Origin of the sequence: Bacillus sp. JJ1127 (assembly GCF_036965845.1) — a bacterium.
Lineage (GTDB): Bacteria > Bacillota > Bacilli > Bacillales > Bacillaceae_G > Bacillus_A.
In genome coordinates, this window is the sequence record NZ_JBALQK010000048.1 from 92,163 (window position 1) to 108,062 (window position 15,900).

Genomic DNA, 15,900 nt, shown 5'->3' on the forward strand with positions numbered 1-15,900 from the left:
AAGGAGCGATTTTTGAATGGTGAAAGTAGTATTTATGGGAACACCGGACTTTTCTGTACCGGTGCTTCGTCGTCTTATTGAGGATGGATATGATGTGATTGGTGTTGTAACGCAGCCAGATCGTCCAGTGGGTAGAAAAAAGGTTATGACACCAACACCTGTTAAGGTGGAAGCAGAAAAACATGGTATTCCGGTGTTACAGCCGTTAAAAATTCGCGAAAAAGATGAGTATGAAAAAGTGTTGGCACTAGAACCGGATTTAATTGTGACAGCTGCGTTCGGACAAATTGTACCAAATGAAATTTTAGAAGCACCGAAGTACGGATGTATTAATGTCCATGCTTCATTACTTCCAGAACTTCGTGGTGGTGCGCCAATTCATTACGCGATTATGCAAGGTAAAGAAAAAACAGGCATCACAATTATGTATATGGTTGAAAAATTAGATGCTGGTGATATTTTAACGCAAGTAGAAGTGGAAATTGAAGAACGTGAAACAACAGGTTCATTATTCGATAAACTAAGCGAAGCGGGGGCACATTTATTATCCAAAACGGTTCCGCTATTAATCCAAGGGAAATTAGAACCAATTAAACAAAATGAAGCTGAGGCTACATTTGCCTATAACATTAAGCGTGAGCAAGAAAAAATTGATTGGACGAAAACGGGCGAAGAAGTATACAATCACATTCGCGGTTTAAACCCATGGCCGGTTGCTTACACGACTTTAGCAGGACAAGTTGTAAAAGTATGGTGGGGAGAAAAGGTTCCTGTAACAGCTAAGGCCGAGCCAGGCGCAATTGTGGCAATTGAAGAAGAGGGTTTCATTGTAGCAACAGGAAATGAAACGGGTGTTAAAATTACTGAGTTGCAACCATCTGGTAAAAAGCGTATGAGCTGTTCACAATTTTTACGTGGAACAAAACCTGAAATTGGTACAAAGTTAGGAGAAGACGCATGAGACAAAATGTTCGTGAGTTAGCTCTTGATGGCTTAATGCAAGTGGAGAAAAGTGGTGCTTATAGCAACCTACTTTTAAATAATTTGATTGAAAAAAGTGCGATTGATAGAAAAGATATTGGCTTGTTAACTGAAATTGTGTATGGAACGATTCAACGTCGTGACACACTTGATTATTATTTACAACCATTTTTAAGAAAAAAGATAGAGGCATGGGTAAAAGTATTGCTTCGCTTATCTTTATATCAAATGCTATATTTAGATCGTGTTCCAGAAAGAGCTGCAATTCATGAAGCTGTTGAGATTGCAAAACGTCGTGGTCATAAAGGCATTGCAGGAATGGTAAACGGAGTACTGCGTTCGATTCAGCGTGAAGGTGTTCCGTCTTTAGACGAGATACAAGATCCTGTAAAACGATTAGCTGTTGCAACAAGTCACCCAGAATGGCTTGTACAAGAATGGGTAACAGCGTATGATCTGGAAACCGCTCAAAAAATGTGTGAAGTAAGCATGATTCCACCTGTTTCGGCAGCGCGTGTGAACGTTGATAAAGTAACGGTCAAAGAAGCGATTGCTTTGCTAGAAAATGAAGGCGTAGAGGCAAAACTTGGTGATTTATCAGAGGATGCTATTCAAATTGAAAAAGGAAATGTTGCGCATACAGAGGCGTTCCAAAAAGGATTTCTTTCGATTCAAGATGAAAGCTCTATGCTTGTTGCCCGAGCTTTAGAACCGGAAGAAGGAGATAAAGTTCTTGATAGCTGTGCAGCACCTGGTGGGAAAACAACACATATTGCAGAGCGTTTAAGAGGAACGGGCAAAGTAATGTCTCTTGATTTGCATCCGCATAAAGTTCGTTTAATTCAGCAACAAGCAAAGCGTCTTGATTTAGAAAATGTTGAAACAAAGGCACTAGATGCAAGAAAAGTCCAAGAGCATTTTGCAAACGAAAGCTTTGATAAAATATTAGTAGATGCACCATGTTCTGGATTTGGTGTTATCAGACGTAAACCTGATATTAAATTAGGTAAAGGAAAGGGCGATAGTGAAAGACTATCGACAATCCAGCTAACGATACTAGACAAAATTGCACCCCTATTAAAAGCAGGTGGGCGCCTTGTTTATAGTACGTGTACAATTGAAAAAATAGAGAATGAACAAGTGATAGAGCAATTTTTACAAGAGCATCCTGAATTTGAATGGGATACGACGATAAAAGAGCGTATGCCGGAAAAACTACGTCCTTATATAAATGAGGGGCAAGTACAAATTTTACCGCATTATTTTGCAACAGATGGATTTTATATTGCTTGTTTAAGAAGGAAGGTGTAGCATCATGGAAACGACTGTAAGAAAACAAAAGAAAAATTTAGAAATGAAAAAACCATCTATTTATTCTTTACAACTTCATGAAATGCAAGATTGGTTAAAGGAACAAGGGGAACCAAAATTCCGTGCAGGACAAATTTTTGATTGGCTTTATAAAAAACGTGTGAAAAATTATGAGGATATGACAAACCTATCTAAAGGATTGCGTGATAAATTGTCGAATTCCTTTGATATTACTACTTTAAATACATTAGTAAAACAAACATCTTCTGATGGAACAATTAAATTTTTATTCCAATTATATGATGGATATTCCATTGAAACAGTATTAATGCGACATGAATATGGAAATTCCATTTGTGTAACAACACAGGTTGGTTGCCGTATTGGCTGTACGTTTTGTGCATCGACACTAGGTGGTTTAAAGCGAAACCTAGAAGCAGGAGAAATTGTAGCACAAGTAGTAGAAGTGCAACGTGCGCTTGATGAAACAGAAGAACGTGTAAGTTCTCTTGTAGTAATGGGAATTGGGGAGCCGTTTGATAACTATGATAATTTAATGGCATTCTTACGCATTATTAACGATGAGAAGGGAATCAATATTGGGGCACGTCATATGACAGTTTCCACAAGTGGAATTATCCCGAAAATTTATAAGTTTGCCGAAGAAGATATGCAAATTAACTTTGCGATTTCACTGCACGCTCCAAATACAGAATTACGTTCAAAATTAATGCCGATTAACCGTGCTTATAAATTGCCGGATTTAATGGAAGCTATTAAATACTATGTAAATAGAACTGGACGTCGTATTACGTTTGAATATGGTTTATTTGGAGGAGAAAACGACCAAGTTGAGCACGCTGAAGAACTGGCTCAACTCTTAAAAGGTGTAAAATGTCATGTAAACTTAATTCCGGTAAACTACGTACCAGAACGCGATTATGTAAGAACGCCACGTGAGCAAATTTTCTTATTTGAAAAAACGCTAAAAGACCGTGGAGTGAATGTAACGATTCGTCGTGAACAAGGTCATGATATTGATGCTGCCTGCGGTCAGTTGCGTGCAAAGGAGCGCAAAGAAGAGACGAGGTGACAAGATGAAAGCCGTGTTTCTATCGGATAAAGGAAAAGTTCGTCAACATAATGAAGATAGTGCAGGAGTTTTTCATAATTTGGATGGAGATATATTAGCTGTAGTAGCTGATGGAATGGGAGGTCATCGAGCGGGTGATGTTGCTAGCTCGATGGCCATTCAACTATTCCATGATTATTGGAAACAAACGTATAACATGAATGAACCTAGAAAAGCAGAAGAATGGTTACATACAAAAGTTGAGATGATTAACGAACGCATATATGAATACGCTAAGCAACATGTAGAGTGTAGTGGTATGGGAACAACAGTTATTGTGGCGATTTGTAAGGCAGATTTTGTAACAATTGGACATATAGGAGATAGTCGTTGTTATATAGTGTCAGATGGAGAGATATCACTTATTACAGAAGATCATTCGCTTGTAAATGAACTTGTTAGGCATGGTGAAATCTCAAAAGAGGATGCAGAGTATCATCCTAAAAAGAATGTACTTTTGCGTGCGCTTGGAACAGAAGAAACAGTCGGATTAGACGTTAAAACATTAGTGCTTGAAGAGAATGATCAATTGCTTCTTTGCTCTGATGGATTATCAAATAAAGTTGCCATAGATGATATGCAAAGGATTTTGCAATTAAACGAACAACTTGAGACAAAGGGAGAACATCTTATTCAATTGGCGAATGATCGTGGTGGAGAAGATAACATTACCCTTGTCATTGTTGATTATGTGGATTCGGCAAACGAAAGTAGGTGAATTACAACGTGCTGATTGGAAAACGCCTAAACGACCGTTATAAGCTGCTGAAAATGATTGGTGGCGGAGGAATGGCCAATGTATATTTGGCTCATGATGATATACTAGGCCGAGATGTAGCGGTAAAAATACTACGACTCGATTATGCAAATAATGAAGAGTTTATTAAACGTTTCCATCGAGAAGCGCAATCTGTTACAACGTTGTCGCATCCAAATATTGTGAATATGTATGATGTTGGGGAAGAAGATGGAATTTATTATCTTGTTATGGAATACGTACCTGGACAAACATTAAAGCAATACATAAATCAGCGTGGAATGTTACCTATAGGAGAAGCTCTTGATATTATGGAGCAGTTAACAGCTGCAATGGCGCATGCCCATCATTTTGAAATTGTCCACCGTGATATAAAACCACATAACATCCTGATTCGAAGTGATGGAGTTGTGAAAGTGACAGACTTTGGAATTGCGACAGCTACAAGTGCGACAACGATAACGCATACGAACTCAGTGCTTGGTTCGGTTCATTATTTGTCACCAGAGCAAGCACGCGGAGGGATAGCGAATAAACAATCGGATATTTATTCACTCGGTATTGTTATGTTTGAATTATTAACAGGAAGGCAGCCGTTTTCAGGGGAGTCGGCTATTGCGATAGCTTTAAAACATTTACAAAATGAAACGCCATCTCCAAAACGTTGGAATCCAGATATTCCGCAAAGTGTAGAAAATATAATTTTAAAAGCAACTGCAAAAGATCCGTTCCATCGATATCAGTCTGCTAATGCGATGAAGAGGGATATTGAAACAGCTCTATATCCAGAGCGTATTAACGAACAACCATTTTATATACCTGAAGATATGGAAGCGACGAAGGCGATTCCAATTATTCAACAAGAACAATTATTAGGAAATATAAGTGATGAAACAATCGTATTGAATGGAAGCAAAGCGGATGAACAGATAAAAAATGAAGAAGTCAAACCAAATGTGAAAAAAAAGCGAAGTAACAAATGGTTGAAAGTGTTAATTGCAACATTTTTACTTTTAGCAATCGGTACAACGTTAGCACTTACTGTAATTCCAAGATTTTTTATCCCAAAAGATGTGAAAATTCCAGATGTGTCTGGTATGAAGTATGAGACTGCTGTTAATGCTCTTGTCGAGAAAGGATTTGAAGTTGCTGAGCCAAACATTGTCTATACAGATGATGTTGAAGCTGGAAAAGTAATTAAAACAAGTCCGGCAACAGGAAGGATTGTAAAGGAAAATTCTAAAATTACAATCTATCAATCCGGCGGGAAAAAAAAGAGTAAAATGAGTAATTTAATCGGAAAAGATTTTGATAGTTTGAAGAAAGAATTAGAAGGGAAATATAAAATTGTTGTTCGATACGATGTTGACGACGAAAAACCAAAAGGTGAAATCGTAGAACAAAGTCCAGCAGCAGACCAAATGGTTGTGGAAGCGGAGCAAGATGTGAAAGTTTGGGTAAGTAAAGGTCCTTATCAAATTCGCCCTGTTGACTTTTCAGGATGGACTGAGAATAGTGTGAACAGCTATTTAAATGAGAAGAAGCTGATACCGGATATAAAAAGAGAATATTCGGATACGATTGATAAAGGGCTGGTAATCTCACAATCACCAAAACCAGGGGTGCCGTTAAAAGAAGGGGATAAAGTAACGGTTACTATTTCGGATGGACCAAAGCCGAAAGTAACGAAGACTGTAAAAGTTGATAATATTCCACTTCCATATGAAGCTCCTGCAACAGGTGAGAAAAAGCCACAAACAATTGAAATTTATAAAGAAGATATGCAGCAAAAAATGGATAGACCAATTGAAACCCGAACAATAACAGAAACTGCTACTATTTCTTTGGAATTTGTGATTCAAGAAGGAACAAAAGGACATTATAAGATTGTTCGAGATGGAACGACAATCATTGATAAAGAAGTACCATATCCAGTCGGGTAAAGATGAGTCTCTATTTGGTGGATTCCATCTTCTTTATATAGGGGATGGGATTCGTTACTCTTGCCTGTTATGCATGTTTACATGGTGGACGGTATAACAGGCAAGAATTTACGTTTCAAAATAGAAAATAGCCATAAAAGTGACGTGAATATAAATAAGGTTTTGAACGAAGATTAAGCAAAGTGTAAACAGAATGAGTCAGTTATGTATCCTGCTATTTGCGGACAATAAGACCCCCACCTCAAAATTCAGTGAAAGCATTGGCCAGCTCTAGCGGCTAGAATCTCCGGTCGTTTCGCCCCCTCGGACGAGGCGAAAAGCGCCTCTCTGTCAGGGACGCGGGCGTCCTGCGATTCTGAGCAAGCCGCTTCCGCTTTTCTAAAGAGAAGTTAGGTGGGGGTTAATAATCAGTGAGGGAAGAAGAAAAAACTCACTGATTAAAGTTTTACTTTATAGATGCGGAGTATTCATGTGATGATTTTTGGAAATAGTTGTTTACAAAAGCTTGATTCGTTTAAATTGTAATCAATGAGGTAAAGAAACAACCATTGATTAAAGTTTTATATAGAATAAAGGAGAATTATATGGCAGAAGGAAAAATTGTAAAAGCTTTGAGTGGTTTTTATTATGTGCAGCATGAAGATGGTATTACACAATGCCGTGGTCGTGGTGTATTCAGAAAGAATAAAGTTACGCCGCTTGTAGGAGATCAAGTCGTTTTTCAAGCGGAGAATCCGAACGAGGGATATGTTCTAGAAGTTTTTGAGCGAAAAAATGAACTTGTTAGGCCGCCGATTGCCAATGTCGATCAAGCAATCCTTGTTTTCTCAGCAGTTGAACCAGATTTTAACCCAGGATTACTAGATCGATTTCTCGTATTAATTGAATATCATAACATTAAACCAATTATTTGTATTAGTAAAATGGATTTAGTAGATGAAAAAATGCGAGAAACTGTTGAGTCTTATGCAAATGATTATCGTGAAATGGGATATGATGTATTGTTTACTTCTATTAATACATCGGAAAGTATTGATATTTTAAAACCGTTTTTAGAAGGCTATGTTTCAGTGGTTGCAGGACAATCTGGTGTAGGGAAATCTTCTATGTTGAATGTATTACGACCAGATTTAGCACTGAAAACAAACGATATTTCTTCGCATTTAGGCCGCGGTAAGCATACGACAAGACATGTGGAATTAATTGAAGTTGGAAGTGGTCTTGTTGCAGATACACCTGGTTTTAGCTCACTTGATTTTATTGATATAGAAGTAGAAGATCTTACACATTGTTTTCCAGAGTTGAAAGAAGAGAGTCAATACTGTAAATTTAGAGGGTGCACACATCTTTCTGAACCGAAGTGCGCAGTGAAAGCTGCAGTTGAGGAAGGAAAGATTACTCATTATCGTTACGAACATTATAAACAATTCGTAGAAGAAATTAGAGAGAGAAAGCCGAGGTATTAGTCATGATTAAAATTGCACCATCGATTTTATCAGCAGATTTTTCAAAATTAGGGGAAGAAATTAAAGATGTAGAAAAAGGTGGAGCGGATTATATCCATGTTGATGTCATGGATGGACATTTTGTTCCAAACATTACAATTGGTTCTTTAATTGTAGAAGCAATTCGCCCAATTACATCTTTACCATTGGATGTACATTTAATGATTGAAAACCCTGATAACTATATCCCTACTTTTGCAAAAGCTGGAGCAGATATTATTACTGTTCATGTAGAGGCATGTCCACATTTACATCGTACGATTCAATTAATTAAATCGCATGGCATCAAAGCTGGGGTTGTATTAAACCCACATACACCAGTTTCTATGATTGAACATGTATTGGAAGATGTTGATATGGTATTACTTATGACGGTAAATCCAGGATTCGGTGGACAGAAGTTTATTCATTCTGTATTACCGAAAATTAAACAAGTTGCAGAAATGGCCAAGGCACGTAATTTAGAAATTGAAATTGAAGTTGATGGTGGTGTAAACGCTGAGACTGCGAGACTTTGTGTAGAAGCTGGAGCGAATGTTCTTGTAGCAGGATCGGCAGTATACAATCAAAAGGACCGCGGTGAAGCAATTCGAGTAATTCGTGGATAACGAATAGATGTAAGGAAACTTTTCTCCCGATTGATGAGGACTAAAAATCAATAGGGGAGTTTTCGAACCTGTTAGAACGGGATAATGTGAAAAAAAGCAATCTACCGACTGGCAGATTGCTTTTTTCTATAGAAGGGAAAGAAAAGATGATTATTCATATTTTAGCTGGAGGACCTGCGGAGTACTGTGCTGATTTCTCTCGATATGAAAATGAGGAAGTAGTATGGGCTGCGGTTGATCGTGGTGTATATCGTTTGTTGCAAAGAGGAATCGTACCAGCTGTTGCATTTGGTGACTATGACTCAGTTACAGAGGAAGAATTAGCGTGGATGCAAAAACAGACAGATGAGCTACATATTGTTCCGCGTGAAAAAGATCAAACCGACTTAGAAATTGCGATTAGCTGGGCGCTGGAGCAAAAGCCGAAATTGATTCGTATTTTTGGTGCTACAGGTGGAAGACTTGATCATGGTCTAGCGAATATACAAATGCTTTTGAAAGGTTTGGAAGAAAGTACGGAAATGTGTATTGTTGATAATAAAAACGAAATATTTGTGAGAGACGTGGGTACATATATAATTGAAGAAAATAAACAATTTCCATACGTATCCTTTGTACCTGTTACTGAATGTGTAAATGGTATTACACTTCGTGGTTTTAAATATCCTCTTATAGATAAAACAATTAAATGGGGATCGACACTTTGTATTAGTAATGAACTCCTTGCGGAAAAAGGTACTTTTTCATTTACTTCTGGCATATTAATGGTGATAAGAAGCACTGATTGAAGAAACAATTTTGCTCCTTGCGTCATATAGTAAACAAGTGGAGTAATGGGGATTAGGAGGGAAACCATGAGATTTTATACAATTAAGTTACCTAAATTTCTTGGTGGAATTGTTCGCGCGGTGTTAAATACCTTTAAAAAGGACTAAAAAGCACCTGTTACCGGTGCTTTTTCCATGGGGATAATAAAAAAAGAGCCTAGTGGCTCTTTTTTTTTATTAAACACGTTCGATTTTGCCAGATTTTAATGCTCTAGCAGAAACGTAAACACGTTGAACTTTACCGTCGATGCGTACGCGAACTTTTTGAAGGTTAGCGCCCCATTTACGTTTTGTAGCGTTCATTGCGTGAGAACGAGAGTTACCAGAACGAGCTTTTCTTCCAGTAATAGCACAAACACGAGCCATCTATATTTCCCTCCCTTAACTACCTTACCATACGTAATTTTTCAATGTTAGTCTTTTATGCGATGCTAAAAACACTACTATAATTTAACACAACTAAAAAGAGAATGCAACAGTGTATAGAAAAGAAATCAAGAAAAATTACTTGACACTAAATGTTAGTAAAGAAAAGTAGAAATCAAGAAAAATCACTTGACATATTATAGTAGTACATGTTGTATAATAACAATGGACTATTTTGCTCGTCATAAAAAAAGTGTAATGATAAGTGAAAAATATGAGAGCGAAAAGAAAGAACGATGGAATTTTCTTTAAAAAGATTATATGATAGTAACTAAAGTAGTCTAGCTCACTTTCACCATTTATGAAGGGGGAAACGAGATGTCAATTGAAATTAAAACGAAGTACGGTCAAATTGATATTAGTACAGATGTAATTGCAACGATTGCTGGAGGGGCCGCGGTAGATTGTTATGGTATCGTTGGTATGGCTTCAAAAAATCAGTTGAAAGATGGATTAACAGAAATTTTACGAAAAGAAAACTTCACTAGGGGCGTTATTGTTCGTAAAGACGAAGATGAAGTACATATTGATATGTATATTATTGTGAGCTATGGTACGAAAATTTCAGAGGTAGCACACAACGTCCAAACAAAAGTGAAATATACATTAGATCAAACGGTAGGACTAGCAGTAGATTCTGTAAACATCTACGTACAAGGAGTTAAAGTAATAAACTTGTAATGTGCATTAAGGAGGAAAATCTGTGTCAATTCAAAAAATTGATGGAAAACGTTTATCACAAATGATCATTCAAGGAGCGAATAATTTAACAAATAATGTTCAGCTTGTTGACGCATTAAACGTTTTTCCAGTTCCAGATGGCGATACCGGTACAAATATGAATTTATCAATGACTTCAGGCGCACGTGAAGTAAAAGCAAATCCTTCACAGCATGCTGGTAAAGTCGGTGTAAGTTTAGCAAAAGGATTATTAATGGGAGCTCGTGGTAACTCAGGTGTTATTTTATCACAGTTATTCCGAGGTTTCTCTAAGTCTATTGAGCAAAAAGAAGAGTTAACAACAGTTGATTTTGCGGCAGCTTTAGAAGCTGGTGTCGAAACGGCATATAAAGCAGTTATGAAACCGATTGAAGGAACGATTTTAACAGTTGCAAGAGAAACGGGTAAATATGCAGTCACGGTTGCGAAAAAACAGCGCGACTTTGTTTTGTTTATGGAAGACGTTGTTAAAGAGGCAAATGCATCGTTAAATCGTACGCCAGATTTATTACCTGTATTAAAACAAGTTGGCGTTGTAGATAGCGGTGGTAAAGGTCTTGTTGTTGTATACGAAGGCTTTTTAGCTGATTTAAAGGGAGAAACAATTTCTTCTGATGCACCAGCACAGCCATCTATGAATGAAATGGTGCGTGCAGAACATCACCGTAGTGTACAAAGCCAATTGAGTACAGAAGACATTAAATATGGATATTGTACGGAGTTCATGGTGAAATTAGAGCCTGAGAAAGTAAAGGAACATAATTTCTCTGAACAAAAATTCCGTGAAGACATTAGTGTATACGGAGATTCATTATTAGTTGTGTCGGATGATGAAATTGTAAAGGTTCATATTCATGCAGAACATCCTGGTGATGCGATGAACTATGGACAACGTTACGGTAGCTTAATTAAAATTAAAGTAGAAAATATGCGTGAACAGCATACTGCTTTATTAGATGAGCCAGCACCGATGACGGAAAAAGTAAGTCCGGCAAAAGAAAAACAGCCATATGGTATTGTAACTGTAGCGATGGGATCGGGTATTAAAAACTTATTCGAGAGCATTGGTGCAACGCAAGTTATCGAGGGCGGTCAAACGATGAATCCAAGTACGGAGGATATCGTGAAGGCGATTGAAGAAGCGAATGCTGAGAAAATTATCATTTTACCGAATAACGGAAATATCGTAATGGCAGCAGAGCAAGCGGCATCAGTTGTAGATCAAGATGTTATTGTCGTTCGTTCAAAAACTGTTCCTCAAGGTATGGCTGCAATGTTAGCATTTAATCCAGCTGGAACGTTAGAAGAGAATGAAGAAAACATGAAAGAAGCTTTATCTCATGTGAAAACAGGTCAAATTACGTATGCAGTTCGTGATACAGAAATTGACGGTGTAGCAATTCAAAAAGATGACTTCATGTGTATTGCAGATGGGAAAATTGTATCTACAAACGCTGAAAAAGTAGGTGCGGCGAAGCAATTACTTGAAGCTATGATCGATGAAGAATCTGAAATTGTAACAATTTTACAAGGTGAAGATGCAACGGATGAAGAAGTTGCTGAATTAGTTGCGTTTGTAGAAGAGCAATTTGAAGATGCTGAAGTAGAGGTACACCAAGGTAACCAACCTGTGTATTCTTTCATTTTTTCTGTAGAATAATAAAAATTCTTTATTATAAGGAATTGATTATTTACTTGCTAATGAGCAAGAGCTAGTAACATAAAATGTGTCCCTAGCTCTTGCTCAAAAGGCTAGCATATTGATGATGGAAAAGAGCCTTGCTGTTATAGTGAGGCTCTTTTCTTACGTAGTTCATTCGCCTGCTTTGTATATGCAGGGATTAGAGTAGTTTCTCTTAGAATGCCTATGATAGAATATATAAGGTAGAAGAGAGCGATTACAGGTATACGTTAACTGTAATCTATAGAATAAAATGATGTGACGGAGCGTGAAAACCTTGAATGAAGTTGTACAAGTTCCTGTTACGGATGTAAAGGGAATTGGAGAAGAAACATCTGAGTTATTACACGAGATGGGGATTTATACAGTTTCTCATCTGCTAGAACATTTTCCGTACCGTTATGAAGATTACGCAATGAAAGATTTGGCTGAAGTGAAGCACGAAGAACGTGTGACGGTTGAAGGGAAAGTGCATAGTGCTCCTTTATTACAATATTATGGGAAGAAAAAATCACGTCTGACTGTCCGTGTACTTGTTGGCCGTTATTTAATTACAGCTGTATGTTTTAATAGACCATATTATAAGCAAAAGTTAAAGTTAGATGAGACGGTAACGATTACTGGTAAGTGGGATCAACATCGTCAAACAATTTCTGTATCTGAGCTCTACTTTGGGCCAGTTGTACGTCAACAAGAAGTAGAGCCTGTGTATTCGGTAAAAGGGAAAATGACAGTAAAGCAAATGCGTCGCTTTATTGCGCAAGCTTTAAAAGAATACGGCAATTTGATAACGGAAGTATTGCCAGATGGATTACTTAGTCGTTATAAGTTGTTACCTCGTTATGAAGCTCTTCGGGCACTGCATTTTCCGGTTGGGCAAGAAGATTTAAAACAAGCGCGTCGTAGGTTTGTTTACGAGGAGTTTTTCTTATTTCAACTGAAGATGCAAACGCTTCGGAAAATAGAAAGGGAAAATTCTAAAGGGACGAAAAAAGAAATTTCGATGGAAGCATTACAAGAGTTTACTGATGCACTTCCGTTTCCGTTAACTGGTGCACAGCGCCGAGTTGTTGATGAAATTATGAAAGATATGAAATCTCCTTATCGGATGAACCGATTATTACAAGGGGATGTAGGGTCCGGAAAGACAGTTGTGGCGGCAATTGCTCTTTATGCAGCGAAATTAGCGCATTATCAAGGAGCTTTAATGGTTCCTACTGAAATTTTAGCTGAACAACATTATCAATCGCTCGCTGAAATATTCTCGCATTTTAATATGAATGTCGAGTTGTTAACGAGTTCAGTTAAAGGAGCTAGACGCCGTGAAATTTTAGCGAGATTAGAACAAGGGGAAGTAGATATTCTTGTTGGAACACATGCTTTAATTCAAGATGAAGTTATTTTCCATAGATTAGGTCTCGTTATTACTGATGAGCAGCATCGATTCGGCGTAGCGCAGCGTCGTGTTTTACGAGAAAAAGGTGAAAGTCCAGATGTGTTATTTATGACAGCAACACCAATTCCGCGTACATTGGCAATTACTGCATTCGGTGAAATGGATGTTTCAATTATTGATGAGATGCCAGCGGGCCGAAAGGTGATTGAAACATATTGGGCAAAACATGATATGTTAGATCGCGTTCTCGGTTTTGTTGAGAAAGAAGTGAAAAAAGGGCGACAAGCTTACGTTATTTGCCCTCTTATTGAAGAATCTGAGAAACTGGATGTGCAAAATGCTATCGATTTACATAGTATGCTGATGCATCATTATAAAGGAAAGTTCCAAGTTGGATTAATGCATGGAAGGTTATCATCTCAGGAAAAAGAAGAGGTAATGGAACAGTTTAGTGAGAATGTAGTGCAAATTCTTGTTTCAACAACTGTAGTTGAAGTAGGTGTGAATGTGCCGAACGCAACTGTTATGGTTATTTATGATGCGGAGCGCTTCGGTTTATCTCAGCTTCATCAGTTGAGAGGTCGTGTTGGACGTGGTAGTGAGCAATCTTATTGCTTATTAATTGCAGATCCAAAATCGGAAACAGGAAAAGAGCGCATGCGCATTATGACTGAAACAAATGATGGGTTTGTATTGTCAGAAAAAGATTTGGAGTTACGAGGACCTGGAGACTTCTTTGGAAGTAAGCAAAGTGGTCTGCCAGAGTTTAAGGTTGCTGATATGGTACATGATTATAGAGCGTTAGAAACAGCTAGACAAGACGCAGCGATATTGGTTGATTCAAAAGCATTTTGGCGTAATGATCAGTATGCGCCGCTTCGTGTGTATCTTGAGGGAACAGGTGTATTCCAAGGAGAAAAGCTCGATTAAAAATGGAATGTAAAAATTTTTGTTGCATTCTACTTTTAATGATTATATACTACTGTTAGTACCTAGTCATAAAAAATGGATGGTGCGGTATGAAAAAAAGAAGAAGTAAAAAAGAAAGACAAGTATTATTACAACAAACAATAGAAACGAACCCGTTCATAACAGATGAAGAGTTAGCGGAGCAGTTTCAAGTTAGCATACAAACGGTTCGTCTTGATCGTATGGAACTATCAATTCCAGAGTTAAGAGAGCGAATTAAACATGTAGCGACGAAACAACATGAAGAAGATGTGAAATCTTTGCCGCTAGAAGAAGTCGTTGGGGAAATTATTGACATAGAATTAGATAGACATGCAATTTCTATCTTTGAAGTAAAGATAGAACATGTTTTTAAAAGAAATCAAATTGCTCGTGGGCATCATTTGTTTGCTCAAGCAAACTCACTAGCTGTTGCGGTTATTGATGAAGAACTCGCTTTAACTGCAAAGTCTACCATTCGATACATTCGTCCTGTAAAATTAGGAGAACGTGTTGTTGCAAAGGCGCGCGTTGAAGATGTAGAGAATGATAAAGGACGGACGGTTGTCAAAGTGCGTAGCTTTGTTGGAGAAGAACTCGTTTTTACAGGCACTTTTGAAATGTATCGATCTAGTAATTATAGTGAGGAAGGTAACAACTTATGAAAATCGCAATAGATGCAATGGGCGGCGATCATGCTCCAAAAGCAGTTGTATTAGGGGCAATGAAAGCTATTAAGGAATATTCAGATTTACATATTACATTAGTAGGAAAAGAAGAGGACATTCGTCAGTATTTAACGAATGAAGAGCGTATTACTATACTTCATACAGACGAAATGATTGAAGCGACGGATGAGCCAGTAAGAGCTGTTCGTCGGAAAAAGCAAGCTTCAATGGTACTTGCAGCACAGCAAGTAAAAGATGGTGTAGCAGATGCGTGTATATCAGCAGGCAGTACAGGAGCTTTAATGGCCGCTGGATTGTTTGTTGTAGGTCGAATGGAAGGGATTGAAAGACCAGCTTTATCCCCTACAATGCCAACGGTCGATGGAGAAGGTTTCGTTATGCTAGATGTTGGAGCGAATGTCGATGCAAAACCGATTCATTTATATCAATACGCAGTTATGGGTTCTGTTTATGCTGAAAAAGTAAGAGGAATTAAAAATCCGCGTGTTGGACTTTTAAATGTTGGGACAGAAGATGGCAAAGGGAATGAACTTTCAAAACAAGTATTTGCCATGTTAAAGGATGCGCCGATTCATTTTGTTGGAAACGTTGAATCAAGAGACTTATTGCAAGGTGTAGCGGATGTTGTTGTATGTGATGGTTTTACGGGGAATGTGGCGTTAAAATCATTAGAAGGAACAGCACTTGCGTTATTCTCTATGCTGAAAGAACAATTGATGAGTTCGTTTACAAGTAAATTAGCAGCAGCGGTATTAAAACCGAAACTTATGGTATTAAAAGATAAAATGGATTATTCAGAGTATGGCGGGGCGGCATTATTTGGATTACAAGCTCCTGTCATTAAGGCTCATGGTTCTTCTAATGATCAATCGATCTTCAGTGCGATTCGTCAAACAAGAGAGATGGTAGCGAAAGAAGTAATTCCTACAATTTCGAGTGTAATAGAGAAAGAGCCGCTTCAATAAAAGGAGGATTT

General features: G+C 37.8%; 15 protein-coding genes. 14 read left to right on the forward strand and 1 reads right to left on the reverse strand.

The window, feature by feature from the left end; genetic code table 11:
- The first annotated feature begins 16 nt into the window (after positions 1-16).
- The 9 genes from fmt to spoVM all read left to right on the forward strand — a co-directional run bounded on the left by fmt (position 17) and on the right by spoVM (position 9,172).
- Positions 17-961: a methionyl-tRNA formyltransferase gene (fmt, locus tag V7183_RS06360; protein WP_097895155.1), complete on the forward strand. Its 945-nt coding sequence runs from the start codon at positions 17-19 to the stop codon at positions 959-961.
- Positions 958-2,292 (forward strand): 16S rRNA (cytosine(967)-C(5))-methyltransferase RsmB, encoded by a 1,335-nt coding sequence (gene rsmB / locus V7183_RS06365; RefSeq protein ID WP_097895157.1) that lies wholly within the window; start codon positions 958-960, stop codon positions 2,290-2,292. The genes fmt and rsmB overlap by 4 nt, the downstream gene beginning before the upstream one ends.
- A gap of 4 nt (positions 2,293-2,296) precedes the next feature.
- Positions 2,297-3,385, forward strand: a complete 1,089-nt coding sequence (gene rlmN / locus V7183_RS06370) for a 23S rRNA (adenine(2503)-C(2))-methyltransferase RlmN (protein ID WP_097895159.1) — start codon at positions 2,297-2,299, stop codon at positions 3,383-3,385.
- 4 nt (positions 3,386-3,389) lie between these two features.
- On the forward strand, positions 3,390-4,142 hold the full coding sequence (locus V7183_RS06375; RefSeq protein WP_097895161.1) for a Stp1/IreP family PP2C-type Ser/Thr phosphatase: 753 nt from the start codon (positions 3,390-3,392) through the stop codon (positions 4,140-4,142).
- Between the two features lie 8 nt (positions 4,143-4,150).
- Complete coding sequence (gene pknB, locus V7183_RS06380; protein WP_335359001.1) at positions 4,151-6,124, forward strand: Stk1 family PASTA domain-containing Ser/Thr kinase; 1,974 nt, start codon at positions 4,151-4,153, stop codon at positions 6,122-6,124.
- Positions 6,125-6,708: 584 nt separating this feature from the next.
- On the forward strand, positions 6,709-7,590 hold the full coding sequence (gene rsgA, locus V7183_RS06385; RefSeq protein ID WP_097895164.1) for a ribosome small subunit-dependent GTPase A: 882 nt from the start codon (positions 6,709-6,711) through the stop codon (positions 7,588-7,590).
- A gap of 2 nt (positions 7,591-7,592) precedes the next feature.
- Complete coding sequence (gene rpe, locus V7183_RS06390; RefSeq protein ID WP_335359002.1) at positions 7,593-8,237, forward strand: ribulose-phosphate 3-epimerase; 645 nt, start codon at positions 7,593-7,595, stop codon at positions 8,235-8,237.
- Between the two features lie 146 nt (positions 8,238-8,383).
- On the forward strand, positions 8,384-9,025 hold the full coding sequence (locus tag V7183_RS06395) for a thiamine diphosphokinase (protein WP_097895168.1): 642 nt from the start codon (positions 8,384-8,386) through the stop codon (positions 9,023-9,025).
- Between the two features lie 66 nt (positions 9,026-9,091).
- Positions 9,092-9,172 (forward strand): stage V sporulation protein SpoVM, encoded by an 81-nt coding sequence (gene spoVM, locus V7183_RS06400; protein ID WP_001213600.1) that lies wholly within the window; start codon positions 9,092-9,094, stop codon positions 9,170-9,172.
- A gap of 69 nt (positions 9,173-9,241) precedes the next feature.
- On the opposite strand, the gene rpmB is transcribed toward spoVM, so the two are convergent.
- On the reverse strand, positions 9,242-9,430 hold the full coding sequence (gene rpmB, locus V7183_RS06405) for a 50S ribosomal protein L28 (protein WP_000124776.1): 189 nt from the start codon (positions 9,428-9,430) through the stop codon (positions 9,242-9,244).
- Positions 9,431-9,808: 378 nt separating this feature from the next.
- Here rpmB and V7183_RS06410 point away from each other — a divergent pair, with 378 nt between their 5' ends.
- From V7183_RS06410 to plsX, 5 genes are all read left to right on the forward strand, one after another.
- The gene (locus V7183_RS06410; protein ID WP_000021111.1) at positions 9,809-10,171 is read left to right on the forward strand and encodes an Asp23/Gls24 family envelope stress response protein; all 363 of its coding nucleotides are present in this window, start codon (positions 9,809-9,811) and stop codon (positions 10,169-10,171) included.
- 22 nt (positions 10,172-10,193) lie between these two features.
- Positions 10,194-11,870 (forward strand): DAK2 domain-containing protein, encoded by a 1,677-nt coding sequence (locus tag V7183_RS06415; protein ID WP_335359003.1) that lies wholly within the window; start codon positions 10,194-10,196, stop codon positions 11,868-11,870.
- A 298-nt stretch (positions 11,871-12,168) separates the two neighbouring features.
- The gene (gene recG / locus V7183_RS06420; protein WP_335359004.1) at positions 12,169-14,217 is read left to right on the forward strand and encodes an ATP-dependent DNA helicase RecG; all 2,049 of its coding nucleotides are present in this window, start codon (positions 12,169-12,171) and stop codon (positions 14,215-14,217) included.
- 89 nt (positions 14,218-14,306) lie between these two features.
- Entirely contained in the window at positions 14,307-14,900 is a 594-nt protein-coding gene (gene fapR / locus V7183_RS06425; protein WP_097895174.1) for a transcription factor FapR, read from the forward strand.
- Complete coding sequence (plsX, locus tag V7183_RS06430) at positions 14,897-15,889, forward strand: phosphate acyltransferase PlsX (protein ID WP_097895176.1); 993 nt, start codon at positions 14,897-14,899, stop codon at positions 15,887-15,889. The genes fapR and plsX overlap by 4 nt, the downstream gene beginning before the upstream one ends.
- Positions 15,890-15,900 lie beyond the last annotated feature (11 nt).

Bases quoted from the DNA above. Each gene is read 5' to 3' on its own strand.
- rsgA (WP_097895164.1), top strand. From the start codon at position 6,709: ATGGCAGAAGGAAAAATTGTAAAAGCTTTGAGTGGTTTTTATTATGTG.
- rlmN (WP_097895159.1), top strand. From the start codon at position 2,297: ATGGAAACGACTGTAAGAAAACAAAAGAAAAATTTAGAAATGAAAAAA.
- fapR (WP_097895174.1), top strand. From the start codon at position 14,307: ATGAAAAAAAGAAGAAGTAAAAAAGAAAGACAAGTATTATTACAACAA.
- spoVM (WP_001213600.1), top strand. From the start codon at position 9,092: ATGAGATTTTATACAATTAAGTTACCTAAATTTCTTGGTGGAATTGTT.
- rsmB (WP_097895157.1), top strand. From the start codon at position 958: ATGAGACAAAATGTTCGTGAGTTAGCTCTTGATGGCTTAATGCAAGTG.
- V7183_RS06395 (WP_097895168.1), top strand. From the start codon at position 8,384: ATGATTATTCATATTTTAGCTGGAGGACCTGCGGAGTACTGTGCTGAT.
- plsX (WP_097895176.1), top strand. From the start codon at position 14,897: ATGAAAATCGCAATAGATGCAATGGGCGGCGATCATGCTCCAAAAGCA.
- V7183_RS06375 (WP_097895161.1), top strand. From the start codon at position 3,390: ATGAAAGCCGTGTTTCTATCGGATAAAGGAAAAGTTCGTCAACATAAT.
- V7183_RS06410 (WP_000021111.1), top strand. From the start codon at position 9,809: ATGTCAATTGAAATTAAAACGAAGTACGGTCAAATTGATATTAGTACA.
- rpe (WP_335359002.1), top strand. From the start codon at position 7,593: ATGATTAAAATTGCACCATCGATTTTATCAGCAGATTTTTCAAAATTA.
- fmt (WP_097895155.1), top strand. From the start codon at position 17: ATGGTGAAAGTAGTATTTATGGGAACACCGGACTTTTCTGTACCGGTG.
- rpmB (WP_000124776.1), bottom strand. From the start codon at position 9,430: ATGGCTCGTGTTTGTGCTATTACTGGAAGAAAAGCTCGTTCTGGTAAC.